A 21,114-nucleotide genomic window follows, 5' to 3' on the forward strand; every position below is an offset into this window, starting at 1 on the left:
TGGCCAAGGCGGTAACAATTACCGCCTTATACCGATACTTTCAAACTTCGGTTATTAACCGCGCGGCGCGTAGGCAAACACATCGGCACGCATGCGGTGCGCATCCATACCGGCTTCGACCAGGGCGTCGAGCGTGGCATAGATCATGTTCGGTGAGCCGCTGGCATACACATGCACGCTATTGAGGTCGGCAATGTCTTCGCAGACCGCTTCATGCAGCATGCCGCAGCGGCCTTCCCAGCCGCACAGGTCGCTGACCACTTGATGCAGGAACAGGTTAGGCAGGCGCTGCCATTCGTCCCAGTGTTCGATCTGATAGAAATCCTCCGGCCGGCGTACCCCCCAGTACAGGTGTACCGGGTGCTTGAAGCCCTGAGCCCGGCAGTGCTCGACCAGGCTGTGCATCTGGCCCATGCCGGTGCCAGCGGCAATCAGCACCAGCGGCCCGTCAGGCAGCTCGGCCAGGTGGGTGTCGCCAAACGGCATTTCGATGCGCGCCAGGCCATCTCGCCTGAGCTGGTCGATCAGTTGCACCGCACTGGGCTCACGCGCCAGCACATGCAGTTCCAGTTCACGCCCGGCATGTGGCGCGGACGCCAGGGAGAAGGCTGCCTGCTTGCCGCCCTCACGTTCGATCATCAGGTATTGCCCCGCGTGGTAGCGCAGAGGCTTGCCGGCAGGCGCACGCAGGCGCACCCGCCAGACGTCGCCGCCGACGTCGACGCACTCACTGACGCTGCACGCCAGCTTGCGCACTGGCAGTTCGCCCAAGGCAAGCACACCGTCCCAGAGCAACACGCAGTCCTCCAGCGGTTCGGCAATGCAGGTGAACAACTCGCCATGGTCGCGGACTTCGCCATCCTGGCGAACCCGCCCTTCAACCAACAACGCGGCGCAAACATGGCAATTGCCATTGCGGCAGCTGTTTGGGCAGTCATAGCCCAGCCGCCGTGCTCCATCCAGGATCCTTTCCCCGGGTTCAAGCGCCAGCACCGCCCCGGACGGCTGCAACGTTACCTGCATCAATCTATTCCCAACTGATCCCACAGCTCATCGATACGGCGGGTGACGGCCTCATCCTTGACGATGACCCGGCCCCATTCGCGTGTAGTCTCGCCCGGCCACTTGTGAGTAGCGTCCAGGCCCATCTTCGAACCCAGCCCCGACACCGGTGACGCAAAGTCCAGGTAGTCGATCGGGGTATTGTCAATCATTACCGTATCACGCTTGGGGTCCATGCGCGTGGTAATGGCCCAGATCACATCGTTCCAGTCACGAGCGTTGATATCGTCATCGGTGACAATAACGAACTTGGTGTACATGAACTGTCGCAGGAACGACCACACACCCAGCATTACGCGCTTGGCGTGGCCGGGGTACTGTTTCTTCATGGTCACCACCGCCATGCGGTACGAGCAGCCTTCCGGCGGCAGGTAGAAGTCGGTGATTTCCGGGAACTGCTTCTGCAGGATCGGCACGAAAACTTCGTTCAATGCCACGCCGAGAATGGCCGGCTCATCTGGCGGCCGGCCGGTGTAGGTGCTGTGGTAGATCGGTTTTTGCCGGTGGGTGATGCGCTCGACGGTGAACACCGGGAAACTGTCCACTTCGTTGTAGTAGCCCGTGTGATCGCCGTACGGGCCTTCCGGGGCCATTTCGCCCGGGTGGATCACCCCCTCCAGGATGATCTCGGCGGTTGCCGGTACCTGCAGGTTGCTGCCACGGCACTTGACCAGCTCGGTGCGATTGCCTCGCAGCAGGCCGGCGAAGGCGTACTCGGAGAGGGTGTCCGGGACCGGGGTCACCGCACCGAGAATGGTCGCCGGGTCAGCGCCCAGGGCCACGGCGACCGGAAACGGCTGGCCGGGGTTCTTCTCGCACCACTCTCGGTAGTCGAGGGCGCCGCCACGGTGGCTGAGCCAGCGCATGATCACCTTGTTGCGGCCGATCACCTGCTGGCGGTAGATGCCCAGGTTCTGGCGGTCCTTGTTCGGGCCACGGGTCACGGTGAGGCCCCAGGTAATCAGCGGCGCCACGTCGCCAGGCCAGCAGTGCTGAATCGGCAGCGTGCCAAGGTCGACATCGTCACCCTCGACCACCACTTCCTGGCACACCGCGTCCTTGACCACTTTTGGCGCCATCGACACGACCTTCTTGAAGATCGGCAACTTCGACCAGGCGTCCTTCAGGCCCTTGGGCGGCTCGGGCTCCTTGAGGAAGGCCAGCAGCTTGCCGATTTCCCGCAGTTCGCTGACCGACTCGGCGCCCATGCCCATGGCCACCCGCTCCGGAGTACCGAACAGGTTGCCCAGCACTGGGATGTCGAAGCCGGTGGGCTTTTCGAACAACAATGCCGGGCCCTTGGCGCGCAGGGTGCGGTCGCAGACCTCGGTCATTTCCAGGACGGGGGAGATCGGTACCTGGATGCGCTTGAGTTCGCCGCGCTGTTCCAGGCCACGGATGAAGTCGCGCAAGTCGCGATACTGCATGCAGGAGCCTCGTGTTGGCCGTATCGGTCGGGGTGCAGAGTGTAGCGCCGTTCGAGGCCTGTTTGGGGGCAAAAATGCACTGGGGCCGCCTTGCGCCCCTTCGCAGGCACGCCCGCCCCCACAAGGATTGTATTTAACCTGTGGGAGCGGGCGTGCCCGCGAAGGGCCGCAAGGCGGCCCCAATTACTGCCTGATCGGGAAGCTTACTTGCGCTTCATCGACAGGAAGAACTCATCGTTGGTCTTGGTCTGCTTGAGCTTGTCGACCAGGAACTCGATGGCAGCGATTTCGTCCATCGGGTGCAGCAGCTTGCGCAGAATCCACATACGCTGCAGCTCGTCGTCAGCGGTCAGCAACTCTTCGCGGCGGGTGCCGGAGCGGTTGATGTTGATGGCCGGGAACACACGCTTCTCAGCGATGCGGCGGTCCAGCGGCAGCTCCATGTTGCCGGTACCCTTGAACTCTTCGTAGATCACTTCGTCCATCTTCGAGCCGGTTTCAACCAGCGCAGTGGCGATAATGGTCAGCGAACCGCCTTCCTCGATGTTACGCGCAGCACCGAAGAAGCGCTTGGGCTTCTCGAGGGCGTGGGCGTCGACACCACCGGTCAGCACCTTGCCGGAGCTCGGGATCACGGTGTTGTAGGCACGTGCCAGTCGAGTGATCGAGTCCAGCAGGATAACCACATCTTTCTTGTGCTCGACCAGGCGCTTAGCCTTCTCGATCACCATCTCGGCAACCTGCACGTGGCGGGTTGGCGGCTCGTCGAAGGTGGAAGCAACCACTTCGCCACGCACGGTGCGCTGCATTTCGGTCACTTCTTCCGGGCGCTCGTCGATCAGCAGGACGATCAGGTGGCACTCAGGGTTGTTGCGGGTGATGTTGGCCGCAATGTTCTGCAGCATGATCGTCTTACCGGCTTTCGGCGGGGCAACGATCAGGCCGCGCTGGCCTTTGCCGATAGGGGCGCACAGGTCGATGACGCGACCGGTCAAGTCTTCGGTGGAGCCGTTACCGGCCTCCATCTTCAGGCGCTTGTTCGGGAACAGCGGCGTCAGGTTTTCGAACAGGATCTTGTTCTTCGCGTTTTCCGGACGGTCGAAGTTGATGGTATCGACCTTCAGCAGGGCGAAGTAACGCTCCCCTTCCTTCGGTGGGCGGATCTTGCCGACGATGGTGTCGCCGGTACGCAGGTTGAAACGGCGGATCTGGCTGGGCGAGACATAGATGTCGTCTGGGCCGGCCAGGTAGGACGCATCAGCCGAACGCAGGAAACCGAAACCATCCTGGAGAATCTCCAGCACGCCGTCACCCGAGATCTCTTCGCCGCTTTTCGCATGCTTCTTCAGCAGGGCGAAAATCACGTCCTGTTTGCGCGAACGGGCCATGTTTTCGATGCCCATCTGTTCGGCCATTTCCAAAAGATCGGTAATCGGCTTTTGCTTGAGTTCAGTCAGGTTCATAAGGGGAATGACGTAATCATGTAAGAAGGGAGAATTAAGCTTCTGGCTTAATGAGGCCGCGCCGCTGGATGGCGACAGGATCGCGTACTGATTCGAATTAGGGATGCTTCGGCGACGGCATGTAGAGGGCACTGGAAAAGCAGTGCGAGGCCGAATGTAACACTTGCTTTTTTCTGCGTCTAGTGCTCTGAAAAAGAAAAGCCCCGCATTTGCGGGGCCTTTTCACATCACAGGTGGGCGTCGAGGAATGCGGCCAGCTGCGATTTGGACAGTGCACCAACCTTGGTGGCTTCGACGTTGCCGTTCTTGAACAGCATCAGCGTCGGGATACCACGCACACCGTGCTTGGCCGGGGTTTCCTGGTTCTCGTCGATGTTCAGCTTGGCGACGGTCAGTTTGCCCTCGTAGGTGGAAGCGATGTCGTCCAGAACCGGAGCGATCATCTTGCATGGACCGCACCATTCAGCCCAGTAGTCGACCAGTACCGCGCCTTCGGCCTTCAGGACATCGGCTTCGAAGGAGGCGTCGGTGACATGTTTGATCAGATCGCTGCTCATGGATATCTCCAGGGTCGTAAGCAAAAAACGTGGCCCATGATAGCCGCACCTACGCCGGACAGGAAGCCACGGACGATTGAGTGTAACTATAGTTGCGCAAGACGCCGCGAATCGAAACTGTCATATGGCCGTCATAGAATCGAATGGCACATTGCCTTGCATCAAGGCCAGTACAACGGCTGAGTGTCACGCGTTGGCGATAGCCTGCTATCGTGGCACGATTGCCAGGTTAACGACCGAGAACAACCAGATCATGCCGCATACCATCGCGAAGAACCTGTCCCTGATCGCCGCCATCGACCTTGGCTCCAACAGTTTTCACATGGTCGTGGCCAAGGCCCACCATACCGAAATCCGCATCCTTGAGCGGCTCGGCGAGAAGGTTCAACTGGCCGCAGGCATCGACGAAGAGCGCATGCTCAGTGAAGAGGCAATGGAACGAGGCCTGGATTGCCTCAAGCGCTTTTCCCAGCTGATCAACGGCATGCCGGCAGGCTCCGTGCGTATCGTCGGCACCAACGCCTTGCGCGAAGCGCGCAACCGTAACGAATTCATCCAGCGCGCCGAAGCCATCCTCGGCCACCCGGTGGAAGTCATCTCCGGCCGTGAAGAGGCGCGCCTGATCTACCTGGGCGTGTCGCACACCCTGGCCGACACACCCGGCAAGCGCCTGGTGGCCGACATCGGCGGCGGCAGTACCGAATTCATCATTGGCCAGCGCTTCGAGCCGCTGCTGCGCGAAAGCCTGCAGATGGGTTGCGTGAGCTTTACCCAGCGCTATTTCCGCGACGGCAAGATCACCCCGGCCCGCTATGCCCAGGCCTACACTGCCGCGCGCCTGGAACTGATGAGCATCGAAAATGCCCTGCACCGCCTGACCTGGGATGAGGCCATCGGCTCATCCGGCACCATTCGCGCCATCGGCGCGGCCATCAAGGCCGGCGGCCTGGGCAATGGCGAGGTCAACGCCGAAGGCCTGGCCTGGGTCAAACGCAAGCTGTTCAAGCTGGGCGAAGTCGACAAGATCGACTTCGACGGCGTCAAACCAGACCGCCGCGCTATCTTCCCGGCGGGCTTGGCGATTCTCGAAGCCATCTTCGATGCCCTTGAACTGCACCGCATGGACCACTGCGACGGCGCCCTGCGCGAAGGTGTGCTGTTCGATCTGCTCGGCCGCCACCACCACGAAGACGTGCGCGAACGCACCCTGAACTCGCTGATGGAGCGCTATCACGTGGACCAGGGCCAGGCTGCGCGCGTCGAGCGCAAGGCGTTGCACGCATTCGACCAAGTGGCCGATGCCTGGGACCTGAAAGACGGAAACTGGCGCGATCTACTGGGCTGGGCTGCGAAAGTGCACGAAATCGGGTTGGACATTGCCCATTATCACTACCACAAGCACGGCGCCTATCTGATCGAGCACTCGGACCTGGCAGGCTTTTCGCGGGAAGATCAGCAGATGATGGCCCTGCTGGTGCGCGGCCACCGCCGAAACATTCCCAAGGACCGTTACGCCGAACTGGGTGATGAAGGGGTCAAGCTGCTGCGCCTGTGCGTATTGCTGCGCTTTGCCATCCTGTTCCACCACATCCGCGGCACCCAGCAGATGCCAACGGTAGAACTGCACGGCGGGGACAACAGCCTGGATGTAGCCTTCCCTGAAGGTTGGCTGCAGCAGAACCAGCTGACCCAGGCCGACTTCGCCAACGAGGCGGAGTGGCTGGCCCGGGTCGGCTTCGTCCTCAGCGTACGTTGAGGACCGGGTTGCTCAGGCGCTCCAGCAGGGTCGCCTGAACGCTGCGCGGGTTCTGGTTGCCGGTCGGGGTGCTGCGCACGTAGCGCCCGTCTGGCTGCAAGGTCCAGGCGTGGGTATTGTCGGTCAGGTAGCCTTCCAGCTCCTTCTTCACCCGCAGCAACAGTTTCTTGCCTTCCACCGGGAAGCAGGTCTCGACACGCTTGTCGAGGTTGCGCTCCATCCAGTCGGCGCTGGACAGGTAGATCTGCTCTTCGCCGCCATTGAGGAAGTAGAACACCCGCGTGTGCTCGAGGAAGCGGCCAATGATCGAGCGCACCTGGATGTTGTGCGAAACCCCCGGAATGCCCGGGCGCAGGCAGCACATGCCACGCACCACCAAGTCGATTTTCACGCCCGACTGGCTGGCCTTGTACAGCGCCTTGATGACTTTGGCGTCGGTCAGCGAGTTGAACTTGGCGATGATGTGCGCCGGTTTGCCTTCGAGGGCAAACTGGGTTTCCCGCGCAATCATGTCGAGCATGCCCTTTTTCAGGGTGAACGGCGCATGCAGCAGCTTCTTCATGCGCAGGGTCTTGCCCATGCCGATCAGCTGGCTGAACAGCTTGCCGACGTCTTCGGTGAGCGCATCGTCAGAAGTCAGCAGGCTGTAGTCGGTGTACAGGCGGGCGTTGCCGGCGTGGTAGTTGCCGGTGCCCAGGTGCGCGTAACGCACGATCTCGCCCTGCTCGCGGCGCAGAATCAGCATCATCTTGGCGTGGGTCTTGAAGCCAACCACACCGTAGATCACTACCGCACCAGCCGCTTGCAGGCGGCTGGCCATCTGCAGGTTGGACTCTTCGTCAAAACGCGCACGCAACTCGATCACCGCAGTGACCTCCTTGCCGTTACGCGCCGCGTCCACCAGGGCGTCGACGATTTCCGAGTTAGCCCCCGAGCGGTACAGAGTCTGGCGCACAGCGAGCACGTGCGGGTCCTTGGCGGCCTGGCGCAACAGGTCGACCACTGGCGTGAAGGACTCGAACGGGTGCATCAGCAGGATGTCCTGCTTGCTGATCACACTGAAAATGTTGTCAGCGTTCGCCAGCAGCTTGGGGATCGCCGGGGTGAACGGTGTGTATTGCAGCTCCGGGTGGCTGTCCAGGCCGGTGATGCTGAACAGGCGGGTGAGGTTGACCGGGCCATTGACCTGGTACAGCTCACTTTCGCTGAGGCTGAACTGCTTCAACAGGTAGTCCGACAGGTGTTTCGGGCAGGTGTCGGCCACTTCCAGGCGCACGGCGTCACCGTAGCGGCGCGAGAACAGCTCGCCGCGCAGCGCGCGGGCCAGGTCGTCGACCTCTTCAGAGTCAAGCGCCAGGTCGGCGTTGCGCGTCAGACGGAACTGATAGCAGCCCTTCACCTTCATGCCCTGGAACAGGTCGTCGGCGTGCGCGTGGATCATCGACGACAGGAACACGTAGTTTGCGCCCGGGCCGCCCACCTCTTCCGGCACGCGAATAACCCGCGGCAGCAGGCGTGGTGCCGGAATGATCGCCAGCCCCGAGTCGCGACCGAAGGCGTCCACCCCCTCGAGCTCGACTATGAAGTTGAGGCTCTTGTTCACCAGCAGCGGGAACGGGTGAGTCGGGTCGAGGCCAATCGGAGTAATGATCGGGGCAATTTCGTCGCGGAAGTAGCGGCGTACCCAGGTCTTGAGCTTGGGTGTCCAGTAGCGGCGGCGGATGAAGCGGATCTGGTGCTTTTCCAGCTCAGGCAGCAGCACGTCGTTGAGGATCGCGTACTGGCGCTCCACCTCGAAGTGCACCAGTTCGCTGATACGCGCCAGCGCCTGGTGCGGCTGCAGGCCATCGGCGCCGGCCTGTTCACGGGCGAAGTTGATCTGCTTCTTCAGGCCGGCGACTCGAATCTCAAAGAACTCGTCAAGGTTGCTGGAGAAGATCAACAGGAACTTGAGGCGTTCCAGCAGCGGGTAGTTCTCGTCCAGTGCCTGCTCCAGCACCCGGATATTGAACTGCAGTTGCGAGAGTTCGCGATGAATGTACAGGCTGCTGTCGTCCAGACCAGGGACGGCGATGGCCGGGGACGGCGCGGGCACCGGAGCCACAGGCTCGACCACCTGTTCCGCTACAGGCTCGGCCACCGGAGGCAGGTCTGGCGGGGTCTGCAGCATCTCTTCTGGGAGCTCCTGAGCATCCTTGATCGCGACAGGGCTTAGCACTTCATTATTCATCTGGCGTTCCTGAGGACGTTAACGCCCTATCATCTATTGAGCGGCAAGATAAGCGCTCATTATGACGCCCGTGTTACACACATGGGCAAGCCGTGGCAAGTGGCTTGTGGCATTGTCTGCGCTGGAAATGTTCACGTCGAGACACATTTGGACACTTTCACGAACGCGCGCGAAGGGGTAGGCTGCGCGTTCATTTCGCCAGCACCTCAGAAAATGCTTCAACAATTCCTGCAGGATTTCGGCTACTTCGCCCTTTTTCTAGGCACCTTCTTCGAAGGCGAGACCATTCTGGTGCTTGCGGGATTCCTTGCGTTCCGCGGTTACATGGATATCAATCTGGTATGCCTGGTGGCCTTTTTCGGCAGCTACGCGGGCGACCAGTTGTGGTACTTCATGGGCCGACGCCACGGGCGCAGGATCCTGGCGCGCAAGCCGCGCTGGCAGGCAATGGGTGACCGGGCGCTGAACCACATCCGCCGCCACCCCGATATCTGGGTGCTGAGCTTCCGCTTTGTCTATGGTTTGCGCACGGTCATGCCGGTGGCCATCGGCCTGTCGGGTTACCCGCCACGCCGTTACCTGCTGTTGAACGGGATTGGCGCGGGCGTCTGGGCAGTGGCCCTGGGCGCCGCCGCCTACCACTTCGGCGCCATCCTCGAAGGCTTGCTGGGCAACGTCAAGCGTTACGAGCTATGGGTGCTTGGCGGCCTGGTGGCGCTGGGCGGCCTGCTGTGGCTGCGCCGGCGCTTCCGTACTCTGCGCGCGGAGCGCAGGGCGGCGAGCCAGGCCCAGCCCCCAGAGGCTGAGCAGGCTGTAGGCCACGAGCAGAAACCAGGCCAGCGGCGCGACCACCGCTAAGCCCAAGGCGCCGGCCAGGTACAATGCCGGCGCATTCAGACACAACCGCGCCAACTCCAGGCGTGCAGACCAGGGCCGGTTCTCCAGCAACGCGCCCAGCACGAACAAACCGAACGCCATCAGTGACCAGCCGAGCACCAGCGCGGCGGCCGACACGCGGTCAGCCACGTCCATCAGGTAGCTGCCCAAGGCCACATAAACCACGAACTGCGCCGCCACATAGGCTTGTTGCCCGCGCCCCAGGGCAATCTCGAACTTGTGAAACAGCGCCAGGTCCTGTTTGGCCTGTGGGTAGCGTGCGGCCACATCGGCCGGGCGCCAGCCGGTAGGCATGAACCAGATACGCAGCTTGTCCCACAGGCTGGTGGTGCGCCGGGCGTCATGCCAGAGCTGGGCATAGAACTGCAGGTTGGCCCATAGCGGGTTCCAGCTGGCCAGCGGCGTGGTCACCCCGAACACCACGGGCTCGGCCGGGTCCTCCTCCTTGAAAGTGCCGAACAGACGGTCCCAGAGAATGAACACACCACCGTAATTGCGATCCAAGTAAGCAGGGTTTTGCGCATGGTGGACGCGATGATTGGACGGCGTGATCAACACCCACTCCAGCCAGCCAAGCTTGGGAATATGCCGGGTATGTACCCAGAACTGATACAGCAGGTTGAGCGAGGCCACGGTAATGAACACCAGTGGCGGCACGCCCAGCAGCGCCAGCGGCAGGTAGAACAGCCACGAGAAGATGAACCCGCTACTGGTCTGGCGCAGCGCCGTGGTGAGGTTGTACTCCTCGCTCTGGTGATGCACAGAGTGCGCAGCCCACAGCACGTTGCGCTCATGCCCCAGGCGGTGCAGCCAGTAGTAACAGAAGTCGTACAGGACAAAGGCCAGCAACCAGACCCACCCTGCCTGCGCCGGCAATTGCAGCAGCGCCAGGTGCTCGAAGGCCAGGGCATAGGTGACCAGCCCTACGCCTTTGGTCAGCAGGCCGGTACTGGTCGACAGTGCGCCGGTACTCAGGCTGTTGATCGAGTCGGCCAGGGTGAAATTGTGCTGGCCGCGCACGCGGTCAGCGACCAGCTCGACGGCTATCAGCACAAAAAAGAACGGTACGGCCAACAGTATCAGGTCCATGGGCGCGACCTCAGGTGTTATCCACCAAGATTAGGCCGCCCCCGCAGGAATCCCTATGGCGACATCTGCCAAACTAGAGGACATTTAGCGCCTCGACACTGGAGTAATGAGCATGACAAAAAAAGTAGCGGTGATTCTTTCCGGCTGTGGCGTGTATGACGGCGCCGAAATCCACGAAAGCGTGATCACGCTGCTGCGCCTCGACCAGCGCGGTGCGCAGGTGCAGTGCTTCGCGCCGAACATCGCACAGATGCATGTAATCAACCATCTGACCGGCGAAGAAATGCCCGAATCGCGCAATGTACTGGTGGAGTCGGCGCGCATCGCCCGCGGCGAGGTCAAGGATATCCGTGAGGCCAAGGCCGAAGACTTCGATGCGCTGATCGTGCCGGGCGGTTTCGGGGTCGCTAAAAACCTGTCCAACTTTGCCGTGGAAGGCGCCAACTGCAGCGTGAACCCAGACGTGCTGGCCTTGGCCGAAGCCTTTGCCGACGCCTGCAAACCCGTAGGCCTGATCTGCATCTCGCCGGCGCTGGCGGCGAAGATCTACGGGCCGGGCGTGGTCTGCACCATCGGGCGCGATGCCGGCACTGCGGCGGCTGTCGAAAAGATGGGCGGCACCCATGAAGAATGCGATGTACACGACATTGTCGAAGACACCCAGCGCAAGCTCGTGACTACCCCGGCGTACATGGAGGCCAAGTCGATCAGCGAGGCGGCGGGCGGGATCTACAAGCTGGTGGACCGAGTGCTGGAACTGACGCACGAGTAAATTACTGCGTTAGCTTCTTCGCGGGCATGCCCGCTCCCACAGGTCCAGCGCAGGCTTCAAGGCCACGCGGTACCTGTGGGGCAACTTCGCGATAGCCTGTGGGGCAACTGCGCGATCGCTTGTAGGAGCGGGTTTACCCGCGAACACCGGCAGAGCCGGTGCCATCCACCGCGCCAAACTGGGCTGTCGCTACAGGAACCGGTGTCAGCGCTCAGCCTTTCGAGAGCCGGGCAATGATCCGGTCCAGTGCATTGGCAAACGCCTGTTTCTCACGTTCGCCATAAGCCGCCTGCCCGCCCCCCACCTGGCCCTGCTCACGCAGCTCGGTGAACAGGTTGCGCGCCGCCAGGCGGTCGCCCATGTTGCGCTCGTCGAACTCGCGCCCACGCGGGTCCAGCGCGGCCACGCCCTTTTTCACCAGGCGGTCGGCCAGCGGCACGTCACTGCAGATCACCAGCTCGCCCGGCACGGCGTGCTCCACAATGTAATCGTCGGCCGCATCCATGCCGCTGGGCACCACGATCAGGCGCACGATCGCGAACGCCGGCTTGGCCACCGCCTGCCCCGCCACCATCACCACCTCGAACTTGCGCTTGAGGGCGAACTTGACGATCAGATCCTTGGCCGCCTTGGGGCAGGCGTCGGCATCGATCCATACACGCATTGGACACTCTCTACATGAACTCAATGCGCCCATCATGCCTGAAGCGCAGCGAAAGCTGGAGCAGGCCAGCGCTGGAAAAATGGCGCCAAAATTTCAATTACCGCTTATCCGACCCCGCCACTCAGGCTAAACTCGCCACAGCTTCAATGGCCTGCCCGAGCGCGCAATGAACCACCCTCACGAAATCCGCCCTGACCTGGACGAAGGCATCGACCGCAAGGTCCTGGCGACATTGCGTGCGCGCTTCCTGCATCTGAACCAGGGCCGACTGCAGCGGGCTAAGGAAGGCCTGTCAACGCGCCAGCAACAGGTACTGTCATTGCTGCCGCTGCTGTTTCACGTGAACCACCCGCTATTGCCGGGTTACGTTTCCGGCAGCACCCCCGCGGGCGTATCGGCGTACGAGCCAAGCGCCGAGCTGGTGGCAGATGCCCAACGCCTGGCCCGCTCGTTCACCTACAAGGCCCAGCATGGCAACCCGCCACGCCCGATCCACGGCCTGTTCCTGATGGGCAGCCTGGGCTCGCTGGCGCAGGCCGAGCACAGCGACATGGACCTGTGGGTGTGCCATGCACCCGGCTTGCCCGAACAGCTGCTGGGTGAGCTGCGCCGCAAGTGCCAGCTGCTGGAGGCCTGGGCGGCAAGCCTGGGCGCCGAAGCACACTTTTTCCTGATCGACACACAGGGCTTCGCCCAGGGTCAGCGCGATGGCCAGCTCGGCTCCGACGACTGCGGCACCACCCAGCATTATCTGCTGCTGGACGAGTTCTACCGCACCACCCTGTGGCTGGCCGGGCGCACGCCACTGTGGTGGCTGGTACCGGTGTACGAGGAGCACAACTATTACAGCTACACCCAGACGTTGCTGTCCAAGCGCTTCATCCGCAGCCAGGAAGCCCTTGACCTCGGCAACCTGGCGCACATTCCGCCCGGTGAGTTCGTCGGCGCTGGCCTGTGGCAATTGTTCAAAGGCATCGACTCGCCCTACAAATCGCTGCTCAAACTGCTGCTGACCGAAGCCTACGCCAGCGAACACCCTGCGGTGCGCTGCCTGAGCCTGGACTACAAGCAGGCAGTGTTTGCCAACCAGCTCGACCTCGACGAGCTGGACCCCTACGTGATGGTCTACCGGCGCATCGAACGTTACCTGCTGCAACGCGGCGAAACCGCGCGCCTGGAGCTGGTAAGACGCAGCCTGTACCTGAAGGTGAACAAGAAGCTCAGCGACCAGGGCCGCAGCCATGGCTGGCAACGTCGGCTGCTGCAGCGCCTGGCCGACGAATGGGGCTGGGACCAGCGCCAGTTGGCCCTGCTGGACAGCCGCAGCCAATGGAAAGTGCAGCAGGTCGCCGTCGAGCGGCGTGAGCTGGTGGCCGAGCTTAACCTCAGTTATCGCTTCCTCAGCCAGTTCGCCCGCACCCAGAACGCCAGCAGCCGCGCCGACCAGCGCGACCTCAATGTGCTGGGCCGGCGCCTGTACGCCGCCTTCGAGCGCCGCGCCGGCAAGGTCGAAGTGATTAATCCCGGCATCGCCCCTGACCTCGCCGAAGACACCCTGACGCTGGTCCAGGCACCCAACCGCAAGGAGCCGGGCAGCTACCACTGGGAGCTGTACAGCGGCAACCTGAGCACCCATGAAGTACAGCACTTCAGCCCGATGAAGCGCTGCCGCGAGCTACTCGAACTGCTGACCTGGGCCCATCGCAACGGGGTGATCGACAGCAGCACCCGCATGGCGCTGCATCCAGGGGCCAGCGACCTCGGGGAGTTCGAGCTGTTCAACCTGCTGGGCTGTCTGCGGCAAAGTATCCCCCTGCCCTTGCCGACCGTCAGCGAAGTGCGCCTTTTGCAGCCCAGCGTTGCCGATGAGGTGTTGTTGCTGGTCAACGTCGGCGTCGACCCGCTGCGCCACCACCGCGACCTGAACGTGCTGATGACCACAGAGCGCACCGATGCGTTGAGCTACGCTGGCGTGCGCGAAAACCTGGTGCTGACCCTGGACCAGGTCACCGTCAACAGCTGGAACGAGGTGCTGGTCCAGCGCTATGACGGCGAACACGCGCTGGTGCGCTGCCTGCGCGACTTCCTCAACAGCCCGGCGCAACGCGGCCACCGGCCACGGGTGCGGGTACGCTGCTTCTGCCAAAGCCGCGCCCAGCCTATCGGCCAGCGCGTAGAGGAAATTTTCGACACTGTGCAGCTGCTGCGGGACCAAGGGCTCCACCACCGCTACCTGCTACAAGTGGCCCAACACACCCATGTGCTGGAGCTTTTGCCCGAGCATGTCAGCCTGACGACCCTGGCCGAGCATGAGGCGCTGCTGGCCTACCTGGGCGAAGAACGCAGTGCCTACAGCCCGCTGTACCTGGATGCCAATGCCCTGCAGGATCACGACCTGCGCCTGGTGCTGGAGCAAGGCCGGCCAGCCTGTATTCAGGTGTTCTACCGCCTGCAGGGCGGCTGGGCCGACGTGTATGTGCTGGATGAATACAACGCATTGTGGCAACAACGCCTGCCGCTGCATGACGAAGCGCATCTGCTGTTGCCACTGCAACGCTTTCTGCGCTCGGTGGTGATGCGCCGCGATGCACGCCTGCCCCTCGATAGCCTGCGGCCCGCCTCGCTGGATATCCACTTCGCGCAGCTGTTGCCCACCGGCCCAGGCAAGGCACGCAGCATCGAGCCGCGCCTGGCCCCGGCCGAGGGCAGCGACCAGCCTTACTATGAGGTACAGGCGATTATCCAGGCCGGTGTAGCGGGTGTGGCGCATGTGACGTTGTACTGCGACCAGCAGGAGTTTTCCGAACTGGAACATGGTGAGCAGCTGTACGCGGTGGTGGCCCGGCAGATCATCGGTCAGCGCCGTGGCGCAGAGCGGTACCGGTGCTATATCACCGACCTGGATTTGTCCGAGCTGCTGGATGACCGGCTGGGGGCAACGCAGGTCTACCTGAGCTACAAGCGGGTGCTGGAGCAGGCTTTGAATGAGGGGCTGGAACAGGTTTTGGCGCAAGGCGCCTGAACTCGCAGCACAAGACCGCTGTGGAACAGCCTTGTGCTGCAAATGGGTCGCGAAGCGGCCCCTGGCCCTTACAGGTCGTAATCGCCCGCTGCTTCCGGCTGGTACTCCACTTCCAGCAGCTTCAGCTTGAGGGTCTTGCCCCCCGGTGCCGGCCAATCGATCTGCTCGCCCACCGACAGCCCGAGCAAGGCGCAGCCAATCGGCGCCAGGATCGAGACCTTGCCTTCCGGCCCGGCATCCTTGGGGTACACCAGTGTCAGGTGGTAGTCCTTGCCGCTGGCTTCCTCACGGCAGTGCACCCGCGAGTTCATGGTCACCACGCCCGCCGGCACTTCCTCGTGACCGACCACCTGCTCGGCGCGGTCAAGCTCGTCCTGCAGGGCGAGCACACCCGGCGTACTCTCGTCGAGGCTGTCGATCAGACGCTCCAGACGCTGTACGTCCAATCGGGTGAGGATGAGGGAAGGCTTGGTGCTCATGATCCAGTCAGACTCCTTTGAACAGGCAGTTTTCAATGTGCAAATAAAGCAAAACCCCGCCCAAGGGCGGGGTTTGAGAAGGCTTTGGCGTCACCGACGCAGAACCCGACACTACCACAGCCGGGCAAATACTCAAGCCCCTGCGCTCAGTGTGCCTTAGCCTGATCGCGCAAGACCTGGGCCTCGCGGCAGATCTGCCGGCGCCGTTCGTCATCGGCCGAGCGCCATTCGCGAATGTGCTCGACATGCCGATGGCAACCGGTGCACACCCGCTGTTCGTCCAGCCGGCATACGCTGATGCACGGTGACGGCACTGCAGGGCTGACGTTGCTGTAAAGCGGCTTGGGCGGCCGGGCCTGGGCGCTACTCATGTCAGATTTCGTCGAAGTCCAGCTTCTCGCCGGCCCGCTCCCAGACGATACGCTCGAGCATTTCCCCCAGCAACTCTTCGCTCTTTTCGCACACCCACTTGCCACTGTCTTCGTCGTAATCGAAGTGGAAACCACCGGAGCGATCGGCAAGCCACAGCTGGCGCAGTGGCTCCTGACGGCTGAAGATCAGCTGGGCACCGCCCTCGAACTTGACGGTCAGGACACCGGCGGAGTTCTCCATGTCCAGGTCCAGACCGCTCTCGTCGAACAGATCTTCCAGGGCCTGTTGGGTCGCGTCGACCAGATCATGGAAACGCGCTTCACTCAAACTCATTGCAGGAACCTCGAAATTGGCTGCGTTACAGGCAAGCCGGGCAAGATACGGGCGCTTGCCGCCGAATGCAAAGGTTTAGCCGTTGCCTTCACCGGCCTCTTCGCGGGCAAGCCCGCTCCTACAGGGGGCTGCGCAGAGGCTAAGCATAGCCCGCCCGGCGGACCGGTCCTTGCATAGGCAAGCCGCCGGTCGCTCGGTATACTCGGGCGCAATACTGCATTTTTCTAAGGATTTCACCCATGAAGCGCCTGATTTCCTCCTTCGCGGCGCTGGTCGCTGTTGCCTGCCTCGTTTCGGCCTGTGGCCAGAAAGGCCCGCTGTATCTGCCTGAAGATGGCGATAACGGCAAAGCGCACACGTCGCACCAGCACCAGCCAAAAGCCAAGCCGGCCCCGGCACAAGAACAGCAGCCCGAGCTGCAGTCCGAGTCCGAGCCCGAGCAGTCGCCAGCGCAGTAAGGAAACCAGATGAACGCTTTCAACTACCGCGACGGTGAGCTGTTCGCGGAAGGCGTGGCCCTGTCGGCCATTGCTGAACGTTACGGCACCCCCACCTACGTGTACTCGCGCGCCCACATCGAGGCCCAGTACCGTAGCTACGCAGACGCCCTGCAAGGCACCGAGCACCTGGTGTGCTTCGCGGTCAAGGCCAACTCCAACCTTGGCGTGCTGAACGTGCTGGCGCGCCTGGGCGCAGGCTTCGACATCGTCTCCGGTGGTGAACTGGAGCGTGTGCTGGCCGCTGGCGGGCGTGCCGACCGCGTGGTGTTCTCCGGTGTCGGCAAAACCCGTGAAGACATGCGCCGCGCCCTGGAAGTTGGCGTGCACTGCTTCAACGTCGAATCCACCGACGAGCTGGAGCGCCTGCAAGTAGTCGCCGCCGAAATGGGCAAGGTTGCCCCGGTGTCGCTGCGGGTCAACCCGGACGTCGATGCCGGTACCCACCCGTACATCTCCACCGGCCTTAAAGAAAACAAGTTCGGCATCGCCATTGCCGATGCCGAGGCCATCTACGTACGCGCCGCACAGCTACCGAACCTGGAAGTGGTCGGTGTCGACTGCCACATCGGCTCGCAGCTGACCACCGTCGAGCCATTCCTCGACGCCCTCGACCGCCTGCTGGTGCTGGTCGACCGCCTGGCCGAGTGCGGCATACACCTGCGCCACCTGGACCTGGGTGGCGGTGTCGGCGTGCGCTACCGCGACGAACAGCCACCACGGGTGGCCGACTACATCAAGGCCATCCGCGAGCGCGTGGGCGAGCGCGACCTGGCTCTGGTGTTCGAACCAGGCCGCTACATCGTCGCCAACGCTGGCGTGCTGCTGACCCGCGTGGAATACCTCAAGCACACCGAACACAAGGACTTCGCCATCATCGATGCAGCGATGAACGACCTGATCCGCCCGGCCTTGTACCAGGCCTGGATGGGTGTCAGCGCGGTCAAGCCACGTGCAGGCGAAGGCCGTGCCTACGACCTGGTCGGCCCTATCTGCGAGACTGGCGACTTCCTCGGCAAGGACCGCGTCCTCAACCTGGCCGAAGGTGACCTGCTGACCGTAGAGTCCGCGGGCGCCTATGGTTTTGTCATGAGCTCCAACTACAACACCCGCGGCCGTTGCGCTGAAATCCTGGTCGACGGCGACCAGGCGTTCGAAGTACGCCGCCGCGAGACCGTCGCCGAACTGTATGCTGGCGAAAGCCTGCTGCCGGAGTAAGCCCATGCTGCTGCGTTTTACCAAGATGCATGGGCTGGGCAACGACTTCATGGTCCTGGACCTGGTCAGCCAGCACGCGCACATCCAGCCCAAGCACGCCAAGCAATGGGGTGACCGCCATACCGGTGTCGGCTTCGACCAGTTGCTGATCGTCGAGGCGCCGAACAACCCGGAAGTGGACTTCCGCTACCGCATCTTCAACGCCGACGGCTCCGAGGTCGAGCAATGCGGCAACGGTGCGCGCTGCTTTGCCCGCTTCGTGCTGGACAAGCGCCTGACCGCGAAAAAGCGCATCCGCGTGGAAACCAAGAGCGGCATCATCGTGCTGGACGTGCAGAACGACGGCCAGGTGAGTGTCGACATGGGCCCACCCCGCTTCATCCCTGCCGAAATCCCCTTCGTTGCTGACGCGCAGGCGCTGAGCTACCCACTGGAGGTCGACGGCCAGCTGCATTCCATAGCCGCCGTGTCCATGGGTAACCCGCACGCCGTGCTGCGTGTCGACGACGTGCATACTGCCCCCGTGCACGAGCTGGGCCCGAAGATCGAAAACCACCCACGCTTCCCACAGCGGGTGAATGCCGGCTTCATTCAAGTCATCGACCGCCACCGCGCCAACCTGCGCGTGTGGGAACGCGGCGCCGGCGAAACCCAGGCTTGCGGCACCGGCGCCTGCGCCGCGGCCGTGGCGGCGATCAGCCAGGGCTGGATGGACTCCCCGGTGTCCCTCGACCTGCCCGGTGGCCGCCTGCACATCGAATGGGCCGGCCCCGGCAAGCCCGTGATGATGACTGGCCCGGCCGTACGCGTCTATGAAGGACAGGTTCGTCTCTAAACGAGTAACCGCCATGACCGATCAGCCCAAGGTTGTACCCAAGCAGTCCGCCGAGCTCGATGCCGAAGCGGTGGTCGCCTACCTGCGCGCCCACCCCACCTTCTTCGCCGAGCACGACGAGCTGCTGATCGAACAGCACATCCCGCATCAGCGAGGAGACAGCGTGTCGCTGGTGGAACGCCAGCTCAAGCTGCTGCGTGACCGCAACATCGAAATGCGCCATCGCCTGTCGCAACTGATGGACGTGGCCCGCGACAACGACCGGCTGTTCGACAAGACCCGCCGGCTGATCCTTGACCTGCTCGATGCCGGCAGCCTGGAAGAAGTGGTAATGGCGGTCGAAGACAGCCTGCGCCAGGAATTCCAGGTGCCCTTCGTCAGCCTGATCCTGTTCGGCGACAACGTCGCGCCGGTCGGGCGCTGGGTCAGCAATGCCGAGGCGCAGCAAGCCATCGGTGCCCTGCTGGGCGGTGGCAAGACCGTCAGTGGCAACCTGCGCGAGCACGAGCTGGCGTTCCTGTTCGGTGAAGAACAGCGCCGGGAAGTAGGCTCCAGCGCCGTGGCAGCTCTTGAGTACCAAGGGCTGCATGGGGTTCTGGCCATCGGCAGCCGCGACCCGCAACACTACAAAAGCAGCGTCGGTACCCTTTTCCTCGGCTATATCGCCGAGGTGCTCGGCCGCGTTGTGCCACGCGTTACCCAGACCCTGCGCCCGGTACGCTGATGAAACGCCAGCTGGAGGCTTATTGCGCACACCTGCGCAACGAGCGCCAGGTGTCGGAGCACACCTCGCAGGGCTACCGTCGCGACCTGGAAAAAGTCATCGCCTACTGCGCAGAACACGGCATTGCCGATTGGCAGGCGCTGCAAATCCAGCAGCTGCGCCAGCTGATCGCCCGCTTGCACCACCATGGCCAATCTCCGCGCAGCCTGGCACGCCTACTGTCGGCAGTGCGCGGCCTGTACCGCTACCTCAACCGCGAAGGCCTGTGCCAGCACGACCCGGCCAACGGCCTGAGCGCGCCCAAAGGTGAGCGGCGGCTGCCCAAGGTACTGGATACCGACCGCGCACTGCAGCTGCTCGATGGTGGCGTCGACGACGACTTCATCGCCCGGCGGGACCAGGCGATCCTCGAACTGTTCTATTCCTCGGGCCTACGCCTATCGGAACTGACCAACCTCGATCTTGATCACCTCGACCTCGCCGCCGGCCTGGTGCAGGTACTGGGCAAGGGTGGAAAAGCCCGCGTACTGCCGGTGGGTCGCAAGGCTCGCGAGGCGTTGCAGGCCTGGTACCGTTTGCGCGGCATCGGCAACCCACGCGACCGTGCAGTGTTCATTACCCGCCAGGGCAATCGCATCAGCCCCCGGGCAGTGAGGCTGCGGGTAAAGGTTGCCGGTGAGCGTGAGCTGGGCCAACACCTGCACCCGCACATGCTTCGCCATTCCTTCGCCAGCCATGTGCTGGAATCATCCCAGGACCTGCGCGCGGTGCAGGAGATGCTCGGCCACGCCGACATCAGCACGACGCAAATCTACACCCACCTGGACTTCCAGCACCTGGCCGCGGTGTACGACAGCGCCCACCCTCGGGCCAAACGCAGCAAAGGCACAGACTCATGAGCATCAAGCTGATCACCTTCGACCTCGACGATACCCTGTGGGACACCGCGCCGGTGATTGCCACCGCGGAAGTCGTGCTGCGCGACTGGCTCGAAGCCAACGCACCAACCCTCGGTAGCGTGCCGGTGGAACACCTGTTCGCCATCCGCGAGCGCCTGGTGCAAGCAGAGCCCGGCCTCAAGCACCGCATCAGCGCCCTGCGCAGGCGCGTGCTGTTTCATGCCCTGGAAGAGGTCGGCTACAGCGAGCAGCACGCACAGGCGCTGGCCAACGAAGGCTTCGAAGTGTTCCTGCATGCGCGCCACCAGGTGGAGATCTTCCCAGAGGTACAACCGGTGCTTGAGATCTTGCGCCATCAATACATCCTGGGGGTGGTCACCAACGGCAATGCCGACGTCAGCCGGCTGGGGCTGGCCGATTACTTCCGCTTTGCCCTGTGCGCCGAGGACCTGGGCATTGGCAAGCCAGACCCCGCACCATTCCTTGAAGCGTTGCGCCGCGGCGAGGTGGACGCGGGTGCGGCGGTTCATATTGGCGATCACCCTGGCGATGATATTGCCGGTGCCCAGCGCGCCGGTTTGCGCGCGGTGTGGTTCAACCCGCAGGGCAAGGCCTGGACTGGCGATCAGGCGCCGGATGCCGAAATCCAGCGCCTGTCGCAGCTGCCCGACGTGCTCGCGCGCTGGCGCTGACGGAGGCCGCTTTGCGGCCCATTCGCGGGCACGCCCGCTCCCACAGGGACCGCGCAGGTCCTGAACCCTGTGGTGAACCTGTGGGAGCGGGCATGCCCGCGAAGAGGCCGGCACAGGCAACCCAAA

19 protein-coding genes and 1 pseudogene are annotated in these 21,114 nt (G+C 63.0%); 10 read left to right on the forward strand and 10 right to left on the reverse strand.

Annotation, left to right across the window (positions count from 1 at the left end; all coding sequences use genetic code 11):
- Positions 1-54: 54 nt before the first annotated feature.
- From PRJ_RS26535 to trxA, 4 genes are all read right to left on the reverse strand, one after another.
- Entirely contained in the window at positions 55-1,023 is a 969-nt protein-coding gene (locus PRJ_RS26535) for a CDP-6-deoxy-delta-3,4-glucoseen reductase (protein WP_010955736.1), read from the reverse strand.
- Entirely contained in the window at positions 1,023-2,489 is a 1,467-nt protein-coding gene (gene ubiD / locus PRJ_RS26540; RefSeq protein WP_003253663.1) for a 4-hydroxy-3-polyprenylbenzoate decarboxylase, read from the reverse strand. The genes PRJ_RS26535 and ubiD overlap by 1 nt, the downstream gene beginning before the upstream one ends.
- A gap of 203 nt (positions 2,490-2,692) precedes the next feature.
- Positions 2,693-3,952, reverse strand: coding sequence for a transcription termination factor Rho (gene rho / locus PRJ_RS26550; RefSeq protein ID WP_003253661.1), 1,260 nt, complete (start codon positions 3,950-3,952; stop codon positions 2,693-2,695).
- 227 nt (positions 3,953-4,179) lie between these two features.
- Entirely contained in the window at positions 4,180-4,509 is a 330-nt protein-coding gene (gene trxA / locus PRJ_RS26555; protein ID WP_003253660.1) for a thioredoxin TrxA, read from the reverse strand.
- A 253-nt stretch (positions 4,510-4,762) separates the two neighbouring features.
- Here trxA and ppx point away from each other — a divergent pair, with 253 nt between their 5' ends.
- On the forward strand, positions 4,763-6,265 hold the full coding sequence (gene ppx / locus PRJ_RS26560; protein ID WP_104962777.1) for an exopolyphosphatase: 1,503 nt from the start codon (positions 4,763-4,765) through the stop codon (positions 6,263-6,265).
- Here ppx and ppk1 read toward each other — a convergent pair.
- Positions 6,252-8,495: a polyphosphate kinase 1 gene (gene ppk1 / locus PRJ_RS26565; protein ID WP_104962778.1), complete on the reverse strand. Its 2,244-nt coding sequence runs from the start codon at positions 8,493-8,495 to the stop codon at positions 6,252-6,254. The genes ppx and ppk1 overlap by 14 nt on opposite strands.
- 213 nt (positions 8,496-8,708) lie before the next feature.
- On the opposite strand from ppk1, the gene PRJ_RS26570 reads away from it, so the two are divergent.
- Entirely contained in the window at positions 8,709-9,353 is a 645-nt protein-coding gene (locus PRJ_RS26570) for a DedA family protein (protein WP_162497231.1), read from the forward strand.
- Positions 9,354-9,854: 501 nt separating this feature from the next.
- Here PRJ_RS26570 and PRJ_RS30475 read toward each other — a convergent pair.
- Positions 9,855-10,481, reverse strand: a pseudogene (locus PRJ_RS30475) (sterol desaturase family protein); the annotation flags it as partial.
- A gap of 112 nt (positions 10,482-10,593) precedes the next feature.
- Between PRJ_RS30475 and elbB the strand changes: the two are divergent.
- Positions 10,594-11,253, forward strand: coding sequence for an isoprenoid biosynthesis glyoxalase ElbB (gene elbB / locus PRJ_RS26580; RefSeq protein ID WP_104962780.1), 660 nt, complete (start codon positions 10,594-10,596; stop codon positions 11,251-11,253).
- 211 nt (positions 11,254-11,464) lie between these two features.
- On the opposite strand, the gene PRJ_RS26585 is transcribed toward elbB, so the two are convergent.
- Positions 11,465-11,917, reverse strand: a complete 453-nt coding sequence (locus tag PRJ_RS26585) for a YaiI/YqxD family protein (RefSeq protein WP_014592810.1) — start codon at positions 11,915-11,917, stop codon at positions 11,465-11,467.
- Positions 11,918-12,083: 166 nt separating this feature from the next.
- Here PRJ_RS26585 and PRJ_RS26590 point away from each other — a divergent pair, with 166 nt between their 5' ends.
- Positions 12,084-14,939, forward strand: coding sequence for a class I adenylate cyclase (locus PRJ_RS26590; protein WP_104962781.1), 2,856 nt, complete (start codon positions 12,084-12,086; stop codon positions 14,937-14,939).
- A gap of 68 nt (positions 14,940-15,007) precedes the next feature.
- Here PRJ_RS26590 and rnk read toward each other — a convergent pair whose 3' ends face one another.
- The 3 genes from rnk to cyaY form a co-directional block, all read right to left on the reverse strand.
- A complete protein-coding gene (gene rnk / locus PRJ_RS26595) occupies positions 15,008-15,418 on the reverse strand; it encodes a nucleoside diphosphate kinase regulator (RefSeq protein WP_003253652.1) in 411 nt (136 codons plus the stop codon).
- A 146-nt stretch (positions 15,419-15,564) separates the two neighbouring features.
- The gene (locus PRJ_RS26600) at positions 15,565-15,789 is read right to left on the reverse strand and encodes a DUF1289 domain-containing protein (RefSeq protein ID WP_104962782.1); all 225 of its coding nucleotides are present in this window, start codon (positions 15,787-15,789) and stop codon (positions 15,565-15,567) included.
- Between the two features lies 1 nt (position 15,790).
- Entirely contained in the window at positions 15,791-16,123 is a 333-nt protein-coding gene (gene cyaY, locus PRJ_RS26605; RefSeq protein ID WP_004575827.1) for an iron donor protein CyaY, read from the reverse strand.
- A gap of 239 nt (positions 16,124-16,362) precedes the next feature.
- On the opposite strand from cyaY, the gene PRJ_RS26610 reads away from it, so the two are divergent.
- From PRJ_RS26610 to PRJ_RS26635, 6 genes are read left to right on the forward strand one after another with little or no spacing between them, the layout of a single operon-like run.
- The gene (locus PRJ_RS26610) at positions 16,363-16,581 is read left to right on the forward strand and encodes a lipoprotein (protein WP_010955745.1); all 219 of its coding nucleotides are present in this window, start codon (positions 16,363-16,365) and stop codon (positions 16,579-16,581) included.
- A 9-nt stretch (positions 16,582-16,590) separates the two neighbouring features.
- Positions 16,591-17,838 (forward strand): diaminopimelate decarboxylase, encoded by a 1,248-nt coding sequence (gene lysA, locus PRJ_RS26615; protein WP_104962783.1) that lies wholly within the window; start codon positions 16,591-16,593, stop codon positions 17,836-17,838.
- Positions 17,839-17,842: 4 nt separating this feature from the next.
- Positions 17,843-18,673, forward strand: a complete 831-nt coding sequence (gene dapF / locus PRJ_RS26620) for a diaminopimelate epimerase (protein WP_014592814.1) — start codon at positions 17,843-17,845, stop codon at positions 18,671-18,673.
- 13 nt (positions 18,674-18,686) lie between these two features.
- A complete protein-coding gene (locus PRJ_RS26625; RefSeq protein WP_014592815.1) occupies positions 18,687-19,397 on the forward strand; it encodes a DUF484 family protein in 711 nt (236 codons plus the stop codon).
- A complete protein-coding gene (xerC, locus tag PRJ_RS26630) occupies positions 19,397-20,296 on the forward strand; it encodes a tyrosine recombinase XerC (RefSeq protein ID WP_064491273.1) in 900 nt (299 codons plus the stop codon). Before PRJ_RS26625 ends, xerC begins: the two co-directional genes overlap by 1 nt.
- On the forward strand, positions 20,293-20,988 hold the full coding sequence (locus tag PRJ_RS26635; protein WP_010955750.1) for an HAD family hydrolase: 696 nt from the start codon (positions 20,293-20,295) through the stop codon (positions 20,986-20,988). Before xerC ends, PRJ_RS26635 begins: the two co-directional genes overlap by 4 nt.
- Positions 20,989-21,114: the final 126 nt, after the last annotated feature.

This window comes from Pseudomonas sp. XWY-1, assembly GCF_002953115.1.
Lineage (GTDB): Bacteria > Pseudomonadota > Gammaproteobacteria > Pseudomonadales > Pseudomonadaceae > Aquipseudomonas > Aquipseudomonas alloputida.

What these genes read in the sequence shown, in the direction of transcription:
- dapF (WP_014592814.1), top strand. Translation starts at nt 17,843, where the DNA reads ATGCTGCTGCGTTTTACCAAGATGCATGGGCTGGGCAACGACTTCATG.
- PRJ_RS26600 (WP_104962782.1), bottom strand. Translation starts at nt 15,789, where the DNA reads ATGAGTAGCGCCCAGGCCCGGCCGCCCAAGCCGCTTTACAGCAACGTC.
- ubiD (WP_003253663.1), bottom strand. Translation starts at nt 2,489, where the DNA reads ATGCAGTATCGCGACTTGCGCGACTTCATCCGTGGCCTGGAACAGCGC.
- lysA (WP_104962783.1), top strand. Translation starts at nt 16,591, where the DNA reads ATGAACGCTTTCAACTACCGCGACGGTGAGCTGTTCGCGGAAGGCGTG.
- rnk (WP_003253652.1), bottom strand. Translation starts at nt 15,418, where the DNA reads ATGAGCACCAAGCCTTCCCTCATCCTCACCCGATTGGACGTACAGCGT.
- PRJ_RS26585 (WP_014592810.1), bottom strand. Translation starts at nt 11,917, where the DNA reads ATGCGTGTATGGATCGATGCCGACGCCTGCCCCAAGGCGGCCAAGGAT.
- PRJ_RS26570 (WP_162497231.1), top strand. Translation starts at nt 8,709, where the DNA reads ATGCTTCAACAATTCCTGCAGGATTTCGGCTACTTCGCCCTTTTTCTA.
- xerC (WP_064491273.1), top strand. Translation starts at nt 19,397, where the DNA reads ATGAAACGCCAGCTGGAGGCTTATTGCGCACACCTGCGCAACGAGCGC.
- PRJ_RS26635 (WP_010955750.1), top strand. Translation starts at nt 20,293, where the DNA reads ATGAGCATCAAGCTGATCACCTTCGACCTCGACGATACCCTGTGGGAC.
- PRJ_RS26610 (WP_010955745.1), top strand. Translation starts at nt 16,363, where the DNA reads ATGAAGCGCCTGATTTCCTCCTTCGCGGCGCTGGTCGCTGTTGCCTGC.
- cyaY (WP_004575827.1), bottom strand. Translation starts at nt 16,123, where the DNA reads ATGAGTTTGAGTGAAGCGCGTTTCCATGATCTGGTCGACGCGACCCAA.
- PRJ_RS26590 (WP_104962781.1), top strand. Translation starts at nt 12,084, where the DNA reads ATGAACCACCCTCACGAAATCCGCCCTGACCTGGACGAAGGCATCGAC.
- PRJ_RS26625 (WP_014592815.1), top strand. Translation starts at nt 18,687, where the DNA reads ATGACCGATCAGCCCAAGGTTGTACCCAAGCAGTCCGCCGAGCTCGAT.
- ppx (WP_104962777.1), top strand. Translation starts at nt 4,763, where the DNA reads ATGCCGCATACCATCGCGAAGAACCTGTCCCTGATCGCCGCCATCGAC.
- rho (WP_003253661.1), bottom strand. Translation starts at nt 3,952, where the DNA reads ATGAACCTGACTGAACTCAAGCAAAAGCCGATTACCGATCTTTTGGAA.
- elbB (WP_104962780.1), top strand. Translation starts at nt 10,594, where the DNA reads ATGACAAAAAAAGTAGCGGTGATTCTTTCCGGCTGTGGCGTGTATGAC.
- ppk1 (WP_104962778.1), bottom strand. Translation starts at nt 8,495, where the DNA reads ATGAATAATGAAGTGCTAAGCCCTGTCGCGATCAAGGATGCTCAGGAG.
- trxA (WP_003253660.1), bottom strand. Translation starts at nt 4,509, where the DNA reads ATGAGCAGCGATCTGATCAAACATGTCACCGACGCCTCCTTCGAAGCC.
- PRJ_RS26535 (WP_010955736.1), bottom strand. Translation starts at nt 1,023, where the DNA reads ATGCAGGTAACGTTGCAGCCGTCCGGGGCGGTGCTGGCGCTTGAACCC.